19 protein-coding genes are annotated in these 19,474 nt (G+C 52.6%); 13 read left to right on the top strand and 6 right to left on the bottom strand.

What is annotated here, in order from left to right; translation table 11 throughout:
- Window positions 1-20: 20 nt before the first annotated feature.
- The 3 genes from rpmG to radC form a co-directional block, all read right to left on the bottom strand.
- Complete coding sequence (gene rpmG, locus DBR37_RS15680) at window positions 21-188, bottom strand: 50S ribosomal protein L33 (protein ID WP_011871858.1); 168 nt, start codon at window positions 186-188, stop codon at window positions 21-23.
- A 22-nt stretch (window positions 189-210) separates the two neighbouring features.
- The gene (rpmB, locus tag DBR37_RS15675; RefSeq protein WP_041296590.1) at window positions 211-447 is read right to left on the bottom strand and encodes a 50S ribosomal protein L28; all 237 of its coding nucleotides are present in this window, start codon (window positions 445-447) and stop codon (window positions 211-213) included.
- A 233-nt stretch (window positions 448-680) separates the two neighbouring features.
- Complete coding sequence (radC, locus tag DBR37_RS15670; RefSeq protein WP_124575392.1) at window positions 681-1,355, bottom strand: DNA repair protein RadC; 675 nt, start codon at window positions 1,353-1,355, stop codon at window positions 681-683.
- Between the two features lie 103 nt (window positions 1,356-1,458).
- Between radC and DBR37_RS15665 the strand changes: the two genes are divergently transcribed.
- The 8 genes from DBR37_RS15665 (at window position 1,459) to DBR37_RS15630 (ending at window position 10,515) form a co-directional block, all read left to right on the top strand.
- Complete coding sequence (locus DBR37_RS15665; protein WP_124575391.1) at window positions 1,459-1,914, top strand: peptidylprolyl isomerase; 456 nt, start codon at window positions 1,459-1,461, stop codon at window positions 1,912-1,914.
- Between the two features lie 110 nt (window positions 1,915-2,024).
- Window positions 2,025-2,954, top strand: coding sequence for a 4-hydroxy-3-methylbut-2-enyl diphosphate reductase (gene ispH, locus DBR37_RS15660; RefSeq protein WP_124575390.1), 930 nt, complete (start codon window positions 2,025-2,027; stop codon window positions 2,952-2,954).
- A 352-nt stretch (window positions 2,955-3,306) separates the two neighbouring features.
- A complete protein-coding gene (locus tag DBR37_RS15655) occupies window positions 3,307-4,236 on the top strand; it encodes a branched-chain amino acid ABC transporter permease (RefSeq protein ID WP_124575389.1) in 930 nt (309 codons plus the stop codon).
- A gap of 9 nt (window positions 4,237-4,245) precedes the next feature.
- On the top strand, window positions 4,246-5,460 hold the full coding sequence (locus DBR37_RS15650; RefSeq protein ID WP_124575388.1) for an ABC transporter ATP-binding protein: 1,215 nt from the start codon (window positions 4,246-4,248) through the stop codon (window positions 5,458-5,460).
- Between the two features lie 9 nt (window positions 5,461-5,469).
- Entirely contained in the window at window positions 5,470-6,240 is a 771-nt protein-coding gene (locus tag DBR37_RS15645) for an ABC transporter ATP-binding protein (protein WP_124575387.1), read from the top strand.
- A complete protein-coding gene (locus tag DBR37_RS15640) occupies window positions 6,240-6,965 on the top strand; it encodes an ABC transporter ATP-binding protein (RefSeq protein ID WP_124575386.1) in 726 nt (241 codons plus the stop codon). The genes DBR37_RS15645 and DBR37_RS15640 overlap by 1 nt, the downstream gene beginning before the upstream one ends.
- 522 nt (window positions 6,966-7,487) lie before the next feature.
- Window positions 7,488-8,813 (top strand): oxalate/formate MFS antiporter, encoded by a 1,326-nt coding sequence (oxlT, locus tag DBR37_RS15635; protein WP_124575385.1) that lies wholly within the window; start codon window positions 7,488-7,490, stop codon window positions 8,811-8,813.
- Between the two features lie 106 nt (window positions 8,814-8,919).
- A complete protein-coding gene (locus DBR37_RS15630) occupies window positions 8,920-10,515 on the top strand; it encodes a gamma-glutamyltransferase family protein (RefSeq protein WP_124575384.1) in 1,596 nt (531 codons plus the stop codon).
- A gap of 68 nt (window positions 10,516-10,583) precedes the next feature.
- On the opposite strand, the gene DBR37_RS15625 is transcribed toward DBR37_RS15630, so the two are convergent.
- A complete protein-coding gene (locus DBR37_RS15625) occupies window positions 10,584-11,282 on the bottom strand; it encodes a GntR family transcriptional regulator (RefSeq protein WP_124575383.1) in 699 nt (232 codons plus the stop codon).
- A gap of 266 nt (window positions 11,283-11,548) precedes the next feature.
- Window positions 11,549-12,079, bottom strand: coding sequence for a glycine zipper 2TM domain-containing protein (locus DBR37_RS15620; RefSeq protein ID WP_124575382.1), 531 nt, complete (start codon window positions 12,077-12,079; stop codon window positions 11,549-11,551).
- Between the two features lie 387 nt (window positions 12,080-12,466).
- Between DBR37_RS15620 and DBR37_RS15615 the strand changes: the two genes are divergently transcribed.
- The 5 genes from DBR37_RS15615 to DBR37_RS15595 all read left to right on the top strand — a co-directional run bounded on the left by DBR37_RS15615 (window position 12,467) and on the right by DBR37_RS15595 (window position 17,090).
- Window positions 12,467-12,934 (top strand): rhodanese-like domain-containing protein, encoded by a 468-nt coding sequence (locus DBR37_RS15615; protein WP_124575381.1) that lies wholly within the window; start codon window positions 12,467-12,469, stop codon window positions 12,932-12,934.
- Between the two features lie 19 nt (window positions 12,935-12,953).
- Window positions 12,954-13,223, top strand: a complete 270-nt coding sequence (locus DBR37_RS15610; protein ID WP_041296589.1) for a helix-turn-helix domain-containing protein — start codon at window positions 12,954-12,956, stop codon at window positions 13,221-13,223.
- 113 nt (window positions 13,224-13,336) lie between these two features.
- The gene (locus DBR37_RS15605) at window positions 13,337-14,269 is read left to right on the top strand and encodes a family 2A encapsulin nanocompartment shell protein (protein ID WP_124575380.1); all 933 of its coding nucleotides are present in this window, start codon (window positions 13,337-13,339) and stop codon (window positions 14,267-14,269) included.
- A gap of 9 nt (window positions 14,270-14,278) precedes the next feature.
- Window positions 14,279-16,246 (top strand): family 2A encapsulin nanocompartment cargo protein cysteine desulfurase, encoded by a 1,968-nt coding sequence (locus DBR37_RS15600; RefSeq protein WP_199739134.1) that lies wholly within the window; start codon window positions 14,279-14,281, stop codon window positions 16,244-16,246.
- 214 nt (window positions 16,247-16,460) lie between these two features.
- Window positions 16,461-17,090, top strand: a complete 630-nt coding sequence (locus DBR37_RS15595) for a pyridoxamine 5'-phosphate oxidase family protein (RefSeq protein ID WP_124575379.1) — start codon at window positions 16,461-16,463, stop codon at window positions 17,088-17,090.
- A gap of 29 nt (window positions 17,091-17,119) precedes the next feature.
- On the opposite strand, the gene DBR37_RS15590 is transcribed toward DBR37_RS15595, so the two are convergent.
- Entirely contained in the window at window positions 17,120-19,327 is a 2,208-nt protein-coding gene (locus DBR37_RS15590; protein ID WP_124575378.1) for a tetratricopeptide repeat protein, read from the bottom strand.
- Between the last annotated feature and the right edge of the window lie 147 nt (window positions 19,328-19,474).

The following is a 19,474-nucleotide window of genomic DNA, read 5'->3' as shown; positions in this document are numbered from 1 at the left end:
TCTGCGAAACATAAGATCGATTACTTGATCTTGGTTTCTTTGTATTCAACGTGCTTACGGACTTTTGGGTCGAACTTGATGATCGACATTTTTTCCGGAGTCGTACGCTTGTTTTTAGTCGTGGTGTAGAAGTGACCCGTGCCTGCGGTCGATTCCAGCTTGATTTTGTCGCGGCCTGATTTCGCCATGATAATTCCTTTATTCTGCTAGTTAGACTTTTTCGCCACGAGCGCGCATATCAGCCAAAACAGCATCGATGCCGATTTTGTCGATTACACGCAAACCGGCGTTGGACAGACGCAGGGAAACCCAGCGATTCTCGGACTCAACGAAAATACGGCGATTTTGCAAGTTAGGCAAAAAACGACGTTTCGTTTTGTTGTTTGCATGGGAAACATTGTTGCCGACCATCGGCCCCTTCCCAGTGACTTGGCAGACACGTGCCATATTTGTGCTCCTAAAGATTTCCGGAATTGGAAAAAACGAGAGTATAGCCAAAAATTCGCATTTATTCAATGACTTGCGTGAAATAATTGTGTCTTTGTGCATTCGTATTATTTAACAATTTGAGGGCGGGTAAGTAACAAGTCCCGTCGCCCCGGGTAATTGCCGGTTTACAGAGTGTAAGCATGGGGTGGCAGGCAGGCGGCTTAGCGCTCTGTTATCAGCCAGATACCGGTTTACAACTGGCCATGTTCGGCAAAGGAATAGATATTTTTGCCACCAATGACGAAATGATCGAGTACTCGCACGTCTATTAAGGCCAGGGCCTGCTTCAGGGCTTGCGTCAGGCTTTGATCAGCGGCGCTGGGCTCGGGGGAGCCGGAAGGATGGTTATGCGCCAGCAGCACGCTGGCGGCGTTGTGCGTAAGCGCCTCTTTCACGATTTCACGCGGGTAAACACTGGTGTGGGTGAGGGTGCCGCGAAAGAGTTCTTCGCAGGCGATCAGGCGGTTCTTGACGTCAAGAAAGAGTACAACAAACGCTTCATGCTTCTTGTTGCCCAGAATTAACTGCAAATACTTCTTTACCGCCTGTGGTGAATTCAGTGCAATGCCGATTTGCAATTCTTCGCTCAGCGCACGACGGGTGAGTTCCAGTACTGCCTGTAGCTGGGCGTATTTGGCCGGACCCAGGCCGTTAAGCTTGCAAAAGTCGGTCATGCTGGCAGAAAACATTTCGTGCAGCGAACCAAAGTGCCAGAGCATGTCGCGTGCGAGATCAACCGCACTTTTACCGGCAACGCCTAGTCGCAGGAAGATCGCCAATAATTCCGCGTCCGATAGGATGGCCGCGCCGTGCCTGATCAGGCGCTCCCGTGGTCTGTCTTGCTCCGGCCAGTCTGTAATTGCCAAAATTGCCTCCGTCTGGAAAGGAATATGGGATTTCAATTATCAGAGGGCTGGAATGTGCAAGGTGGCTTAAAATAGCGCTAGTCGCACAACCCGGAATTTTCTCATGTCAAACCAATTACAGCCTGTCGTTACGGAAACTGCATACCTGACGTTGCATTACCGCCTTGCTTCCAGTGAGGGCGAGGATATCGTCAGTACCTTCGCAGACAATCCGGCTACCTTGCAGTTGGGGCAGGGGCAACTGGCGCCGTTTCTTGAGGCTTGTTTGCTGGGTTTGCCGGAGGGGACGCACCAGACATTTGATTTGCCGCCGGAACGTGCTTTCGGTCCGCGCAATCCGGAATTGTTGCAGCGCTTGTCGCGTAATGTGCTGGATAAGAATTCCTTGCCGGGTGACGATTATGTGATCGGCGACCTGGTTGAGTTTGCGGCTCCCAGCGGCGGCAAGTTTGCCGGTGTGCTGCGTGATATAGATGAAGAAACCGCCTTGTTTGATTTTAATCATCCGCTGGCGGGTCAGACGCTGCAGTTTGAAGTAAAGATCATCGGCATACTGTAAGGTGTGCGATTAAACCCGAAACGCAGAGCCTGAAACATAGAGCCTCATACAGACATACGTTTATTAACCGGTGCTTGCATACGCAAAGGCCGGGGCATCAAAGGATAAAGATGGATACCGAAATTTTACTGGCCCAACCGCGTGGTTTTTGCGCAGGCGTTGATCGTGCGATTGAAATCGTAGAGCGTGCGCTGACTGAGTTCGGTGCACCGATTTATGTGCGTCACGAGATCGTGCACAACGCCTATGTGGTGACCGACCTGCGCAACAAGGGTGCGATCTTTATCGAAGAACTGGACGATGTACCGGCCGGCAATACCGTCGTTTTTTCTGCGCATGGCGTCTCCAAGGCGGTGCAGGCAGAGGCCGAGAAGCGTGGCTTGCGCGTATTCGATGCGACCTGCCCGCTGGTGACCAAGGTGCACATCGAAGTGGAAAAGATGCGTCGTGATGGTCGCGAGATCATCATGATCGGTCATGATGGCCATCCGGAAGTTGAGGGCACCATGGGTCAGATCGAAGACGGCATGCATCTGGTCGAAACAGTCGAAGATGTCGAAAAGTTGCAAGTGCGCAATCCGGACATGATTTCCTATGTCACGCAAACCACGTTGTCGATAGACGATACCGCTGATGTGATTGCAGCCCTGAAGAGCCGTTTCCCGAATATCTCGGAACCGAAGAAGGCTGACATTTGCTACGCCACCACCAACCGCCAGGAAGCCGTGAAGTTCATGGCACCACAGGTGGACATGGTCATCGTGGTCGGCAGCCCAAATAGCTCCAACTCCAACCGTTTGCGCGAAGTCGCCGAGAAACGCGGCGTACCAGCCTATATGGTCGACAATGCATCGCAAATCGATCCAGATTGGGTGCGCGGTAAACGTCGTATCGGCCTGACCGCTGGCGCTTCGGCACCGGAAGTGCTGGTTCAGGCTGTGATAGACCGTTTGAAAGAGTGTGGCGCGCAAAGTGTGCGTACGCTGGATGGCGTGGAAGAAAACGTGACCTTCCCGTTGCCGAAGGGCCTGAAGCGTTAATTACTGATTTGTCTTTAGTATCTACGGATAAATTGGATGATGGTGACCTGGCATTCGGTATAATCGCCGCCAGCTTCCTCATTGTTTGCAGCTGTCTGCAAACGTTTATCCAGAGACAAACCGGAGACAATAAGATGATGATTCCTGCCCGAATTTCCCCGATCATGACGATCATCATTCGTCCTTCCGAATAAACAGCTGTATATCGCGCGGCACCTTCGATTTGAATCAGGGTGCCGTTTTTGTTTTATCTGGAATGATTTTTGCGACAGCTATATTGTCAGAGCGGGCTGGCAAAGTGCTCCGTAGTCGCAAACGATGGAACACCATCCTTTAAGAGAGTAGTCAAAACATGGATATTTTCATCCAGCAAATTATTAATGGCCTGGTGCTGGGCAGCATGTATGCGCTCGTCGCGCTCGGCTATACGATGGTGTACGGCGTGCTTAACCTGATCAACTTTGCGCATGGTGATGTGCTGATGATAGGTGCGATGGCAGGGCTGACCATCCTCAAGATGCTCAATACGGTGGCGCCGGACTTGCCCGGCATCGTTAAATTGATTATCGCCATCCTTGGTGCGATCCCGGTCTGTGTCGCGGTGAATGTGCTGATTGAGCGTGTTGCTTACAGGCGTTTGCGTAATGCACCGCGCCTGGCGCCGTTGATTACCGCTATCGGTGTTTCCATCCTGCTGCAGACGCTGGCCATGATGATTTGGGGCCGCAGCCCGATTCCGTTTCCGCAGGAAATGCCGACCGAGCCGCTGCACATCATGGGTGCGCTGATTTCGCCGACCCAGGTCATGTTGCTGATCCTGGCAGCGGTGGCCATGGGCTTGCTGGTCTTGCTGATAGAAAAAACCAAAATGGGTCGCGCCATGCGTGCGACTTCGGAGAATCCGCGCGTCGCTGGTTTGATGGGCGTCGATTCCAATCGCGTGATCGTGATGACCTTTGCCATCGGCGCCGTGCTGGCGGCGATCGCCGGGGTGATGTGGGCCGCCAACTATTCATCGGCACAATTCGCGATGGGCTTTGTACCTGGCTTGAAAGCTTTCTCAGCAGCGGTGCTGGGTGGTATCGGCAACATATACGGCGCGATGCTGGGTGGCATTCTGCTCGGTCTGATTGAAAGCCTGGGGGCCGGTTATATCGGTGACCTGACCGGCGGTTTCCTCGGCAGCCACTATCAGGATATCTTTGCCTTCGTGGTACTGATCATCGTTCTTACGCTGCGACCGTCCGGCATCATGGGCGAACGTGTGCCTGACCGCGCGTAAGGAGGGGATATGGCAAATTATTTCGATACCAAAAATAACCCACGCAAAGCGTATAGCGGTTTGCTGGTGATACTTGCGATTGCACTGATCTTCCCGTTCATCGCGCAAAATTTCGGTAATTCCTGGGTGCGCATCATGGACTTTGCGCTGCTCTACATCATGCTGGCGCTGGGCTTGAATGTGGTGGTTGGTTTTGCTGGTTTGCTCGATCTGGGCTATATCGCCTTTTACGCCATTGGCGCTTACCTGACGGCCCTGCTGGCGTCGCCACAATTTGCGGTCGTACTCGAATCCTTCGTCAATCAATATCCGCCCATCGGAGAAGCCTTGCTGTGGGTCTTTGGTCCCGAGATCGCGCAAAACGGCATCCATCTCTCCTTGTGGGCGATTGTGCCGCTGGCGGCACTGGTTGCCGGTTTCTTTGGCGCCTTGCTGGGTGCGCCTACCTTGAAATTGCGTGGTGATTACCTTGCGATTGTGACGCTGGGCTTTGGTGAAATCATCCGTATCTTCATGAACAACCTGAACGGCCCGGTCAATATCACCAATGGTCCGCAAGGTATCAATATGATCGATCCGATCCGCATCTTCGGCGTTTCTCTTAACGGAGAAGCCGGGTCGCGCGCGACGGTGATGATAGGCGATTACGCAATGCCTTCAGTGAATGCCTATTACTTCCTGTTTCTGTTCCTGTGCATCGCGATTATTTTCATCTCGGTACGCCTGCAAAATTCGCGTCTGGGTCGAGCCTTCGTGGCGATCCGCGAGGATGAGATTGCAGCCAAGGCCATGGGTATCAATACGCGTAACGTGAAGTTGCTAGCCTTTGCGATGGGCGCCTCCTTTGGTGGTGTGGCGGGTGCGATGTTCGCCGCCTTCCAGGGCTTTGTCTCACCCGAGTCTTTCTCGCTGACCGAGTCAATCGCGGTACTGGCGATGGTAGTTCTGGGCGGCATGGGACATATACCGGGCGTAGTCTTGGGCGGCATCATTCTTGCCGCTTTGCCTGAAGTCTTGCGTCACGTAGTGGAGCCTTTGCAAAAGAGCTTGTTCGGTGAAGTGCTGATCGATGCAGAAGTCTTGCGCCAATTGTTGTATGGCCTGGCGATGGTTCTGATCATGCTGTACCGTCCTGCCGGTTTGTGGCCTTCACCCAAGAGCGAAGACCGGCCAACCACGGACAACGATACGGCGAAAAAATCCACCGATGTTGTGGCGGTATAAGAGGGTGCCATGAGCGAACAAATCATTCTCAATATCGCTGGTGTCAGCAAGCGCTTTGGCGGTTTGCAGGCATTGTCAGATGTTAACATCAAGATCTTGCAAGGCCAGATCTACGGTTTGATCGGACCGAACGGTGCCGGTAAAACCACCTTCTTTAATGTGATCACCGGCCTGTACCAGGCCGACACCGGCAGCTTCGAACTGGCTGGCAAACCATACTCGCCATCGGCACCGCATAAGGTAGCGAAGGCCGGTATCGCCCGTACGTTTCAAAACATACGCCTGTTTGGCGAAATGACTGCGCTGGAGAACGTGATGATAGGGCGCCATGTGCGTACGCATCAGGGTTTGTTCGGCGCAGTGTTTCATCACAGGGCGGCACGTCGTGAAGAAGCAGAGATACGCCAGCGCTCGATGGAGTTGCTGGAGTTTGTCGGCATCGCGCAATTTGCTGAACGTACCGCGCGCAATTTATCGTATGGCGATCAGCGACGTCTTGAAATTGCACGTGCGCTGGCTACCGATCCGCAACTGCTGGCGCTGGATGAGCCGGCTGCCGGTATGAACGCAACAGAAAAGCTCGGCCTGCGTGATTTACTGGTCAAGATCAAGGCGGAAGGTAAAACTATTTTATTGATTGAACATGACGTCAAACTGATGATGGGTTTGTGCGACCGCATCACGGTGCTGGATTATGGCAAGCCGATTGCTGAAGGCGTGCCGGCTGAGGTACAAAAAAATCCGGCTGTGATTGAAGCCTATCTGGGAGGTTCGCACTAATGGCTGATATCGTATTGAGCATTAGCGGACTGAAGGTTGCCTACGGTGGCATCGAGGCAGTCAAAGGCGTGGATCTTGAAGTTCGCCAGGGTGAACTTATTACGCTGATCGGTGCGAATGGCGCAGGCAAGACCACGACGCTGAAAGCCATCACCGGCACCTTGCCGAATTGCCGCGTGGAAGGGCATATCGAATATGCCGGGCATCCGATCAAAGGTTTGCATTCGTTTGAACTGGTGCGCAAAAGACTGGCGATGGTACCGGAAGGGCGTGGCGTTTTCACGCGCATGTCGATTCAGGAAAACCTGCTGATGGGTGCGTTCACGCGTGATGACAAGGAAGGTATCGCAGCGGACATAGAGCGCTGGTACGGCGTATTTCCGCGTCTGAAGGAACGTTCTGCGCAAATGGCAGGAACCTTGTCTGGTGGCGAGCAGCAAATGCTGGCGATGGCACGTGCCCTGATGAGTCATCCCGAATTGCTGTTGCTGGATGAGCCATCCATGGGTTTATCGCCGATCATGGTCGAGAAAATCTTTGAAGTGATCCGTACCGTATCGGCACAAGGCATCACCATCCTGTTGGTAGAGCAAAATGCCAAGCTGGCTTTGCAGGCAGCGAATCGTGCTTATGTGATGGAATCTGGTCTGGTCACCATGCAGGGCGATGCACAGCAAATGCTGAATGATCCCAAGGTCAAGGCCGCGTATTTGGGCGAAGGCTGATTCCGGCTGGCGCTTTTTCTTTCTGATCTATCGCTGGATGGGTAAAGCACGCCTGACGAGAATCCGGTTGCTTACTCCTGACCGGTATCAAATATCAAATTGAATTGCCCTCCTCTCGGGGGGGGCACAGATTGCCATTTCGGAGCGCCTCAGCCAAGAGGCGCTCTTTTTTCGTGCGTTTGCTTGTTGCGTCGAGTAATGGGTGCACTAAAAAGATGCGCACGACGGAAGCAGGGGCGGCATCTCTCACAAAAATGCTTTTCATCTTATTTGGCTGAAACTAACATGGCACTTGTCGGTTGCTGCATCTTTTGTCTTATTTTTGGTAACTGGCACTAAGATTGCTTAAAGGGGAATGATCAGTAAATTTATGCAGGCTTGCTGCAAACCAGTTTGATCGTTATTTTTCAACCCTTGACAAATGTTTTTATGGGGCTTAACTTACGCCTGAATCTGACATGTCAGTGATAGACATGCGGATTTGAAGGGCCAGGAAGTTCTATAACTACATCGGAGATCTTTATGAATCGCATCAGTACAACCAGCTCGAGTTTGTCGAGCAGCACCAGATGGTGGCAGCTTTGCTTTGGCGTGGTGGCCATGATGGCTATCTCGAGCCCGCAATATGTATGGGCATTGTTTACAACTGAATTGACTACTTTGCTCAACGCGTCGCTGACCGAAGTGCAAGTCACGTTCGCGATCCTGATCGTGGCGCAAACCTTCCTGTCGCCATTCCAGGGTTTCCTGATCGATAAGTTTGGTCCGCGCTTGTTGTTGTCGGCCGGCGCGATCCTGACCGCCGCGAGCTGGGTACTGGCAGCTTCAGCCACTAGCGTGTGGGGTTTGTACTTTAGCTACGGCCTGCTGGGCGGTGTCGGTACCGGCATTATTTATGTCGGCGTGATTGGCCTGATGGTGCAGTGGTTCCCGGAGAAGCGCGGCTTTGCGGTCGGCATGGTGGCTGCCGGTTACGGCTTCGGCGCGATCATGACGACGTTTGCGATTTCCAGCAGCATTAAGAGTGCCGGTGTGTCGAGCACCCTGATGACCTTCGGTCTGATCATCGGTGTAGTCGGTTTCCTTGCTGCACAAGGCATGCGCCGCCCGAAAGCGGATGAAGTGGCGGAGCTGGCCGTGCGTCACAAGGCCAGCGATGCGAATAAGGAGTCCAAGTACAGCTATAAATCGAGCGAGATGCTGAAGAAACCAGTGTTCTGGCTGATGTTCATCATGATGACCATGATGTCGACTTCCGGTCTGATGGTGATTTCGCAAATGGGCGCGTTCGCCAAAGACTTTGGCGTACATGACGCGATGGTTTTCGGTATGGCCGCTTTGCCGCTGGCATTGACGATCGATCGATTTGCAAATGGTTTGACCCGTCCGTTCTTCGGCTGGGTATCGGATCGCATTGGTCGTGAAAACACCATGTTCATTGCCTTCGGCATGGAAGGCGTGGCGATGACCTTGTGGTTGATGACAACTGATAATCCAGTGTTGTTTGTGTTGCTGTCGGGTGTTGTATTTTTCGGCTGGGGTGAAATTTTCTCGCTGTTCCCATCTATCCTGACGGACACATTTGGTACCAAACATGCGACTACTAACTACGGTTTCCTGTACATGGCACAAGGTGTGGGTTCTGTGCTGGGTGGTCCGCTGGCAGCGATGATGCACGAAGCTACCGGTTCGTGGACACCAGTGTTCATGACCGTGATCGGGATGGATTTCCTGACTGCGTTCCTGGCTTTGATCATTCTCAAGCCTATGCGCCGCAAGTTCCTGGCCAATACACCGCATGAAATGGAAATGAATAGCGCAGTAGCACCTGCGACGGCGCTGAAGTAATACCGTTTTTCCGGAATCCAGCTGTATCGGTTCCGGAAAAACGTTTAGGAATTGCCCGGAGTTCGCCGGGCAATACTGTTTTTATTTATCGATTCAGAAGGTTTTTATGCTCAATACTACCCACGCAACACGTGGCATGGCAGTTGCGCCACATTCACTGGCTGCACAGGCAGCTTTGTCGGTCCTGCAGGATGGCGGTAACGCCATTGAGGCGATGGTCGCCGCGGCGTCGACGATTGCAGTTGTTTATCCCCATATGAACGGCATAGGCGGTGATGGTTTCTGGGTGGTGTCGGAACCGGGCAAACCGGTTGTGGCGATTGAAGCTTGCGGCGTCGTCGGCGCGGGTGTCTCGCTGGATTATTACAAAGAACGCAAGCTGGATACGATTCCGATGCGTGGCCCGGTAGCAGCAAATACCATGGCAGGCACAGTCGGTGGCTGGCAGGAAGCACTGAACATCAGCGCCGGCTGGGGCGGTAAATTGGCTTTGAACCGCTTGCTGGGCGATGCGATTCATTACGCAGAACAAGGCATCCCGGTAACGCCATCGCAGTACGCGAGCACTTCGGCCAAGCTCGCAGAACTGGTGCATCAACCAGGCTTTGCCGACACCTTCCTGGTGGATGGCAAGGCGCCTGCAGCAGGCAGCCGTTTCGTACAAAAACGCATGGGTAAAACTTTGCGCACGCTGGCTGAACAAGGCCTGGATAGTTTCTATCGTGGCGAGCTGGCAAAAGAAATCGCAGCGGATCTGGCAGAAGTCGGTTGCCCGATTACGCTGCAGGATTTGAATAGCTATCACGCACGCACCGGCGTGCCTATGCACCTCAAACATAGCCTCGGCGATGTCTACAATACTGCACCACCGACACAAGGCGTGATCTCGCTGGCTATCATCGGTATTCTTGATCGCCTGAATATCGGCCAGTACAAGGAAGACAGCCTGGAATACATCCACCTGGTAGTGGAAGCGACCAAACAGGCATTTGCGATTCGCGATCGTTACGTGATCGATCCGGCGTATATGTCGATTGATCCGCAAAGCATATTAACCGACGAGTTCCTCGCACCTTACGTCGCCAAGATCCGCGTTGATCAAGCTTTGCCCTGGGGCCAGGGTAAAGGACCGGGCGACACGATCTGGATGGGTGTGATTGACGGTGAAGGGCGTGCAGTTTCCTTCATCCAAAGTATCTATCACGAGTTCGGCAGCGGTGTGGTCTTGCCACGTACCGGCATCAACTGGCAAAACCGCGGTTGCTCATTCTCGCTGGACCCGCAGCACCTGAACGTGCTGGTGCCAGGCAAGAAACCTTTCCACACGCTCAATCCTGCGCTCGCACGTCTGAAAGATGGTCGCACCATGGTGTACGGCACCATGGGTGGCGATGGACAGCCGCAAACACAGGCAGCAGTATTCACCCGTTACGCTGTGTTCGGGCAAGCCGTGCAGCAGGCGATTACTGCGCCACGCTGGTTGCTGGGCCGGACCTGGGGTCAGAGCTCGGATTCACTCAAGCTGGAAAGCCGCTTCGCACCGGAAATCATCGATGGCTTGCGCAAGCTTGGTCATGAAGTGGATGTGATCGGCGAGTTCGATGAAATGGTGGGGCATGCTGCCGCCATCGTGCGTGATGCAGACGGCATCTTTGCCGGTGGTTTCGATCCGCGCAGCAACGGTATCGCAGCCGGTTTCTAAGTTCTGAGGCGGGCGTAAAAAAGCGCAGGCTGATTTCTCAGTCTGCGCTTTTTTCATGTGCGCCGATGTTACAGGCCACCCATAAACTGCAGGGTTTTGCGCGTGTATTCTTCCACGTAATCGATCAGTTTGTCCGAGGCGTCGCGGGCGCCGGCTTCGTCGTTGGCGGCAATCGCGCGTGCGATGCCGGCGTGTAATTGCGATACGCGTTGCAGGTCACCGAAGCGTTTGAAATGCAGATACCAGAAGCGACGTGTCTGTGCTTCTATCGGACCTATTGCATACGACACGTATTTATTTTGCGCGGTCTCTATGCAGAGCGAATTGAATTCCCGGTCCGTTTCGATAAAAACACTGCCGTCGTTTTGCTGGGCGGCACGGTCGAATTCGCCAGCCAGTTTGAGGAAGATCTCGCGCTGGTCTTCCATCGCCAGGCGCGCCGCGCGCCCCGCGATGATTTTTTCCAGTTCGCGCCGGACTTCTATCATGTTGAGCTGATCTGCCAGGTCGATATCGGAAACGATGACACCGGAACGCGGCAGGATTTTCACGTTGCCTTCGATTGCCAGACGCTGCAATGCTTCACGCAAAGGCGTGCGGCCGAAACCGAGCGAGCGGTTCAGTGCTTTTTCGGATATCTTGCTGCCGGGCGGCAGTTTCAGTGTCACGATCATCTCTTCCAGGATGCGGTAGGCCATTTGTGCCTGGTTCTCCCCGTTCCCCTCCATCTCGGACTGTAAGGCTTTTACTTGTTCTTCCGTGATCATTGCTCAACCTTTGAAATAGCGAATATTCGAAATAAATCAGTATCCTATGCGTGCCGCAAAGGGCTATTCCCTACCGCACGAACGTGGGGGGATTGAAGCATTTTGCATGCCGGGTTGTGCAAATTATACGATTCGTCCTGTCTTGTAATCCAGTTTTCTTTATAGACATCGGCCGCTCGGTACCGCTAGTGCCTCAAAAAATGTCCCGCCATACAAAAAGCCCGCTTCATTTGCATGAAACGGGCTTTTGCCTTGAGAGGGGCTGTTTAGTAGCGGTAAATCTGGTTGTTTTCGATATGGACGCGTTCGCCGACTTGCAGGCCGTTCGGATTTTGCAGATTAAAGGTTTGGAAGCCGCCGTTATCAAGTCGGACATTCACCTGGAAATACTGTTGTGCCGGCGTGCTGTTGCGCTCTATCTGGTTGCCCAGCAAGGCGCCGCCGATCAAGCCGGCTGCGGTTGCCACTGCGCGACCGCCACCTTTGCCGACCTGGTTGCCCAGGACGCCGCCGATTGCACCACCTGCCAGCGCGCCGCCGCCGCTGCCTTCACTGCGGACTTGCATAGGCTGGATCGAATCGACGATGCCGGTACCTTTGTAATAACCCTGGTTATAGCCCTGATTCGGATATTGTTGTTGTGGATAGCCTGCGGCCGGGTAACCCTGTGCAGGATAGGTCGCTTGCGGGTATGCCGGATATTGGCGCACGTTATCGTTTGGGTAGTAGGTCGTACAACCGCCCAACACGGTGGCGGCAAGTATGGCGAGGACGATGACCGTTTTATTTGTTTTCATGATGACTCCAAGGACAATTCTGTACTAAAGAACAATATTAGTCGGGAATTTAATCTGGCGCTGGCACTTTATTGAATTGCCTTGCGCGCTGCGTCCGACCTGTAAATCCCGATTGCCTCAGTAGACCTCATTCCGGGATGAAAGTGCTACTGAAACTATGTAAATGGACACGCTCATTTGTAACAAATGATGAATATCTGCTGCCTGTAGACGGTTGTCATCATTTTCCCCGGACTGGCTCATTACGCCAAATCACTGCAGCGAAATTCTCATAATCAAGCGCGTTTTTATTCGTTTGTCGCGTATTTGCTTTCTTATATTCTGATTGCACGAATTCAGACACGGTCATCAATGATGGCTGTGAGCAGTCAAGTAAAGGAAAACGAAATGAGTGTATCTGTCCAATCTGCTGTCGCAGCCCGCACATACGAAAAAGAGGAAGGTTTAGCCCCGGTTTCTGAACTGTTGTCTAAAGACGGCGTAGCGCCGCAACTCGCATGGCAGCTTTTTTCCAGCGGCAAGGCAGTGCTGGTCGACGTGCGTACTACCGAGGAGCGTGCTTTCGTCGGCTATGTGCCAGATAGCGTCCACGTAGCGTGGGCGACTGGTACCAGCCTGACACGCAACCCGCGTTTTGTGCGTGAACTGGAAGCTAAAACCGGCAAGGATAAAACCATCCTGCTCCTGTGCCGCAGCGGCAAGCGTTCGGCGCTGGCAGCAGAGGCCGCGCAGAAAGCCGGTTTCACCCAGGTCTTCAATGTGCTGGAAGGTTTTGAAGGCGAGCTGGATGAGCAGCAACATCGCGGTGGCAGTGATGGTTGGCGCCATCACCAACTGCCGTGGGTACAGGCCTGATTGCCTGACTGGATACGCGATGAGCAAGTTGTGTGTGTCTTTGGGTCTGGCAGTCCGGCAATTGCGTGAAGCACAGGGCTGGTCGCAGGAAGCACTGGCTGAAAAAGCACAATTGAATCGTTCTTATGTCGGTGAAGTCGAGCGTGGCAAAACGATACCGTCACTGATTACGCTGGACAAACTGGCCAGTGCACTCGGCCTGAAAGTCTCTGACTTGTTGCTGCACTGCGAACGCATCAGCGGTTTGCAGGCGGTCTACAAACTCAACTTGGCGGCTATAGCATGTTGAGGCCAGGTCGAATCCCGCTGACACTCAGCGCCTGAGTCGTGCGGTTTCATTGTTACGTCTAGCTCTTAGTTTTTACATCACTCTCTATTTATCTCTAATTAACGGAAATTCTCATGGCAGATACTTCTTCATCACAAGTGGCGTTGGGCGACAATGCAGCGCGCCAGTTAGCCAATGCAACCAAAACCGTTCCACAGTTATCGATCATCTCACCGCGCTGGCTGACGCATTTGTTGCAATGGGTGCCGGTCGAAGCTGGTATCTACCGCGTGAATCAGGTTAAAAATCCTGAATCGATCAAAGTCACCTGCACCTCGCGTGAAGAAGAAAACCAGTTGCCGCGTACCTTCGTCGACTACGAAGAAACACCGCGTGAACATTACCTGAATGCCGTCAGTACCATCCTCGACGTGCACACCCGCGTTTCCGATCTGTATAGCAGCCCGCATGACCAGATCAAGGAACAACTGCGCCTGACCATAGAAACCATCAAGGAAAATCAGGAAAGCGAACTCATCAACAATCCGGACTACGGCCTGCTGGCGCAAGTGACGGATGAGCAGCGCATCTTCCCGTTGACCGGTGCACCGACACCGGATGACCTCGATGAATTGCTGACCAAAGTCTGGAAAGAACCGGCTTTCTTCCTGGCGCATCCATTGACCATCGCTGCCTTTGGCCGTGAAGCGACCCGTCGTGGCACACCGCCGCCGACTGTCAGCCTGTTTGGTTCGCAATTTATTACCTGGCGCGGCGTACCGCTGATCCCTTCGGATAAAGTGCCGGTCGCAGATGGCAAGAGCAAAATTATCCTGCTGCGCGTAGGCGATAAACGTCAGGGCGTGGTCGGTTTGTTCCAGCCTGGTTTGCCAGGTGAGCAAAGCCCGGGCTTGTCGGTGCGTTTCATGGGCATCAATGGTCAGGCCATCGCGTCTTACCTGATCTCGTTGTACTGCTCGCTGGCGGTGTTGACGCCTGATGCGCTGGCAGTATTGGATGATGTGGAAATTAATAAATACCACGACTATCCGGACACCTACCGCTAAGTCGCGACCATGAGTAACACATCCATTCCTGCGCCACTCCCGCCTGGCGGTGAAGCGCCTATCGATCCGGCCGTGCTGGCACGGATGGCGAGCGCCTTCTTTTCTGCTTTGCCGAACCAAGGTGCGCCATCCCTGCCTGGCGTGCAAGCGCCGGTCAATCTTGCACCGCCGGGTTCACCACTTGCCAGTCCTGCCGGCCTGGGCCCGTCGGTACCGGGTACGCCGATTCCGCAAGGGCAGATCCCGGGCAGTAATTTGCTGCCTGCTTCGCCGGCGCAATTGCCATCGCTGGCCAATCGTGTGCCTGCTTTGTTACCGCATGCGAGCGCACCTAACGGTGTGCCGGATACAGTGATCAGCACTTTGCCGGCCTATGAGCCGCGTCTGGGCGGAGCAGTGCTCGGCGTGCCGCAAGCAGCTGCTTTGCCGACCCGGGTACCTGGCGAGGACAGTGCACCGTATTACTTCCTGCAGCAAGGACCAGTGGCGGCGGGTGGACGTGATAGCGGCAATACCCCGGTCAACATACTTGATCAACTGGCGCATCAACCTTTTGCTGCGCCAGTCGGTATTGACATATCGAAGTCGCAAGCTGCTGTGCCGGTCACCCAGCCGTCAACCGAACCCAAGTACTACTTCGTAGACTCGGTAGTTTTGCCTAGTGGTTATGTCACGCCAGTCAAAGCACATCCGCATGGTGGTACCCAAGCAACCGGAATCACGCAAGCAGATCAGAGTCGTCATCCGGCGTTCGATGTACACGCCGTACGCCGTGACTTTCCAATCTTGCAGGAGCGTGTCAACGGTCGGCAACTGGTCTGGTTTGACAATGCTGCAACCACACATAAACCACAATCCGTCATAGATCGTATCGCCTACTTCTACGAACACGAAAATTCAAACATTCATCGCGCTGCGCATGAGCTGGCAGCACGTGCAACAGATGCTTATGAAGGTGCACGGCAACGTGTAAAAAACTTCATCAATGCACCAGATGTGAATGAAGTCATTTTCGTCCGCGGAACGACAGAGGCGATCAACCTGGTGGCAAAAAGCTGGGGTGGGCAGCATATCGGTGAGGGCGATGAAATCATCGTCAGCAATCTCGAACATCATGCGAACATCGTGCCGTGGCAGCAGCTCGCCGCGGCCAAGGGCGCAAAGCTGCGCGTCATCCCGGTCGATGACAGCGGACAGGTCATCCTCTCTGAATACCAGAAGCTGCTGAACGACAGAACCAAAATTGTCGCCGTCACGCAAGTGTCGAACGCATTGGGTACCGTGGTCCCGGTAAAAGAGATCGTCGCACTGGCACATCGTGCCGGAGCCAAGGCCCTGGTCGATGGTGCGCAATCGATTTCGCACATGCGGGTAGACGTGCAGGATATCGGCGCCGACTTCTTTGTATTCTCGGGGCATAAGGTATTTGGCCCGACCGGCATAGGTGTGGTCTGGGGCAAACGCGAAATCCTGGAAGACATGCCGCCATGGCAGGGCGGCGGTAATATGATTGCCGACGTGACGTTTGAAAAAACGGTATTCCAGCCGATACCCAACAAGTTCGAAGCCGGTACCGGCAATATAGCGGATGCGGTAGGTCTGGGCGCAGCGATCGATTATGTCAACAAAATCGGTATTGAAAACATCGCTCGCTACGAACACGAACTGCTGGTCTACGGCATGCAAAAACTGGGCGCCATCCCTGGCGTGCGCCTGATAGGTACGGCAGTGGACAAAGCCAGCGTCATGTCATTTGTGTTGCAGGGTTACACCACTGAAGAAGTCGGTCATGCACTGAACGAGGAAGGTATCGCAGTACGTACCGGACATCATTGCGCGCAACCGATCTTGCGTCGCTTCGGTGTGGAAACGACAGTGCGTCCATCACTGGCTTTCTACAATACCTATGATGAAATCGACAGGCTGGTCGCGGTAGTTACGCGGCTTGCATCGCAGCGCAAACTGGCGACCAGATAGGCTCCGGTTTTCGCACTAGATGGCAATTGAGTTACCGGCAGATAGCGTTTTATCTGTCCGGTAATTCAGCTGCCATTATTATTTGGACGCGCTCATCCCGGGCTTCCATCACGACCGTTCCTGATTTTCGCTATCATCTGTCTATTGCGCGCTTATTAAAGCGACGCAGCTTCAGGGTTTTTTCTCACTACAGCCCACCTTCAGGAGCCTATCCGTGGACGGACCAAGCAAAGCACATCAGATTTCAGACCTGGCAGCGCTGGAACGCATATACGGCCAGCCCATGGCCGCTTCAATACGCAAGGAAATCGACTACATTCATCCGCATTATCAGGCCTTCATCGACGCTGCGCCGTTTGCCGTGTTAGCGACCAGTGGCCCGGACGGACTGGATGCGTCGCCGCGTGGTGATCCGGCTGGTTTCGTCCATGTGCTGGATGAGAAAACACTATTGCTGCCGGATCGTCGCGGTAATAATCGCATAGACAGTCTGCGCAACATCATCAGTGATCCGCGTGTCGCACTCATCTTCCTGATTCCAGGCATAGGTGAAACTGTCAGGGTCAACGGCCGTGCCAGCATTCATAACGATCCTGCATTACTTGAACGCTTTGCGATAGAGGGCAAGACGCCACACACCGTATTGAAGATAGCAGTCGAAACTGTCTTCTTCCAATGCTCACGCGCGATCTTGCGTTCGGGTCTGTGGCAAGCGGAACAGCAGATAGAACGTAGTTCCTTGCCTAGCCTCGGTACTATCTTGAGCGATCTGAGCGGATCGGAGATAGACGGTGAAAAATACGATGCGGACTTGCCGCAGCGTTTGAAAACGTCGATTTATTAATGAATAGTTTCACCCGCGTCGTTTTATGACTATGTAGATGCGTTTGATTCAATATAAATATGATCAGGCGCCAAGCCATCTTGCTGACGTTCATGCATGATTTGGTAAGCGTTTTCGATGTGCCTCGTAAATAGCTGGGTATTGAGCAGGGCAGTTGTAGATTGATTGCGTACCAATTTTTGTTTGAGCATCTCTATTTTGTTTTGAGTGCTGCCTAGTTCTATGGCCAGTGCTTCATATTCTTCCTGGCTATGAGTAATGAGTTCCGGCAGATCAATCGCATTCAGTAAGCTAGCAGCCACGCGACTGGTGAAGGAGTCACCTATTTGTGTCAATACAGGTAAGCCGGCTTGCAGCGCATCCATTGCTGTGGTGTGAGCGTTGTATGGTTTTGCGTCGAGGAATAAATCGGCGAGTCTGTGTCGTGCCAGATGAGTGCCATGGTCTTCAACTCTATCGGCAAAAACGAGTCTGTCCGGATCGATGCCTTGCTTTACAGCTTCTTTTTTCAGATTGGATCTGAAGGACGCATTGTTCTCTGAGAGCCACAATACGCTGCCCTGGACTTTTTTCAGAATACGCATCCAGCTTGCAAACACCAGCGGTGTAATTTTGAAGCTATTGTTAAAGCAGCAGTAAACAAATCCCGAGTCCGGTAAATTGAATTCAGATCTTTTTAACGGAGTGTTCGAAATCTCCCGTTTTGAATCGTTCACCATATAAGTGCCAGGTAGATAAACGATTTTTTCCGAATAATGCGGCTGATTGTTTGTAGGGATAAGCGTGTTATCTGCGATGATGTAATCGATATACTCTGCACCAAGTGAGCCGGGATAGCCCAGGTAATTGACTTGAATCGGCGCTGCACGGAGAGCAAATATTCCTGGCCTGGAGTCTTTGGTATGACCACCAAGATCAACGGCGATATCCAGTTGCATCTTTCTTGCCAGACGAGCGACGTCGATGTCTGACATGTCTTGTACATCGAGGAAGTGATCAAAGGTCTGGCTAAGTCTTGCTCTCATTGGATCGTTCCCAGGTGCACCCTGGAGAGAAAAAGCGAAAAGCTCGAAGGTGGCGCGATCATGTAAATCAAATAGTTCGGCTGTCAGAGCTGAAACAGGGTGATCCCTGAAATCCGCAGAAAAGTAAGCGATACGGATTTTTTCATTTTTATATTTTGGTATCTGCGGCAATGACGGATTGGCCGGGTATTCTTGCTGGACCCAGTTCTTTGCCGCAAGTAAATGCAAATGTGGGGAATCAATGACGGATAGAACCGAGAATGGGCTCGCTACTTTGAAGCGGCTTTCAAGTTCCGCAGAGAGTTGTGCAATATTATTTTCGAAATTACCCCATGCTCCAACTATCATTTGTTCATGAATGAGGGTGCCGGTCAGAAAATCCAGCTCAGGACTCAGTTGCCTGGCCCGATCAAGGTGCTCCAGCGCTTCATCGTAGCGTTTGAGCTCGTGCAGCGTGATGCCTTTGTTGAATAGGGTTTCAGCGTCCGAGTTACTTAAAGTGACAGCCTGATTGTGATGAGAAAGCGCCTCTTCAAATCGTTTTAGGGTGTGCAGAACATTGCCTTTATTGGACCAGGCTTCTATATAGTCGGGTTTTAAAAGGAGGGCTTGATTATATTGAGCCAACGCCTCTTCGTAGCGCTTAAGCGCATTCAGTATTACCCCTTTGTTTAACCATCCCTCTGCACGTCCAGGGTCGGCTTCTACAGCCTGGCTTTGATATACAAGTGCTTCTTCGTTTTCCTTTATGGCTTTTAACGAATTTCCCAGATTCGTTAAGACTTCGAATGAATTTGGTCTAAGCGGAACAGCTTTCTTAAAGGCCTCGATTGATTCTGTGTATTTTTGAATATGGAAGTAGGCCAAGCCTAAATCATGCAGGGCTTCAAAAAAATCACCGCTTGTTTTTAAGGTTCGCTCGAAAGATGCGATTGCATCGTCAAATTGATTGTTCCTCAGGTAGGCGACCCCAAGGTAATAAAGCGCTTCCGGGGAGCAATTTGCTTGTTGAGATGCCTTTTTAAGCAGCGTATGCGCTAATTCAACATTCCCGGTATTACCCGCTATATATGCGGCTAATTCATTTGCTTTGGAATCTGCGGGATTCGAATCAAGTATTTGCTTCAAGAAGTTTTGCGCAAATGGGTAGTTTCCGTTCCTGAAGTAATGCTCCGCCAGTTTGATTAATTGAGCGTTATTTTGTGTGTTCATAGTCAACAGCGATTTATTTCTCTGGCGATGGGTATCGATTGGCAAGCGGGAAAATCGGGGTAAGCATCCGGGGAATTTTTGTATTCGATGTGCCGCAGCGATTATATATAAGTAGAAGCCCAATTATTGCTGATCAAGCCACGATCG

Origin of the sequence: Herminiimonas sp. KBW02, from assembly GCF_003852535.1 — a bacterium.
In the GTDB taxonomy this organism is placed as follows: Bacteria; Pseudomonadota; Gammaproteobacteria; order Burkholderiales; family Burkholderiaceae_D; genus Oxalicibacterium.
Note: the sequence above shows the minus strand (reverse complement) of the source record. Positions and strands in the feature narration are given on the sequence as shown.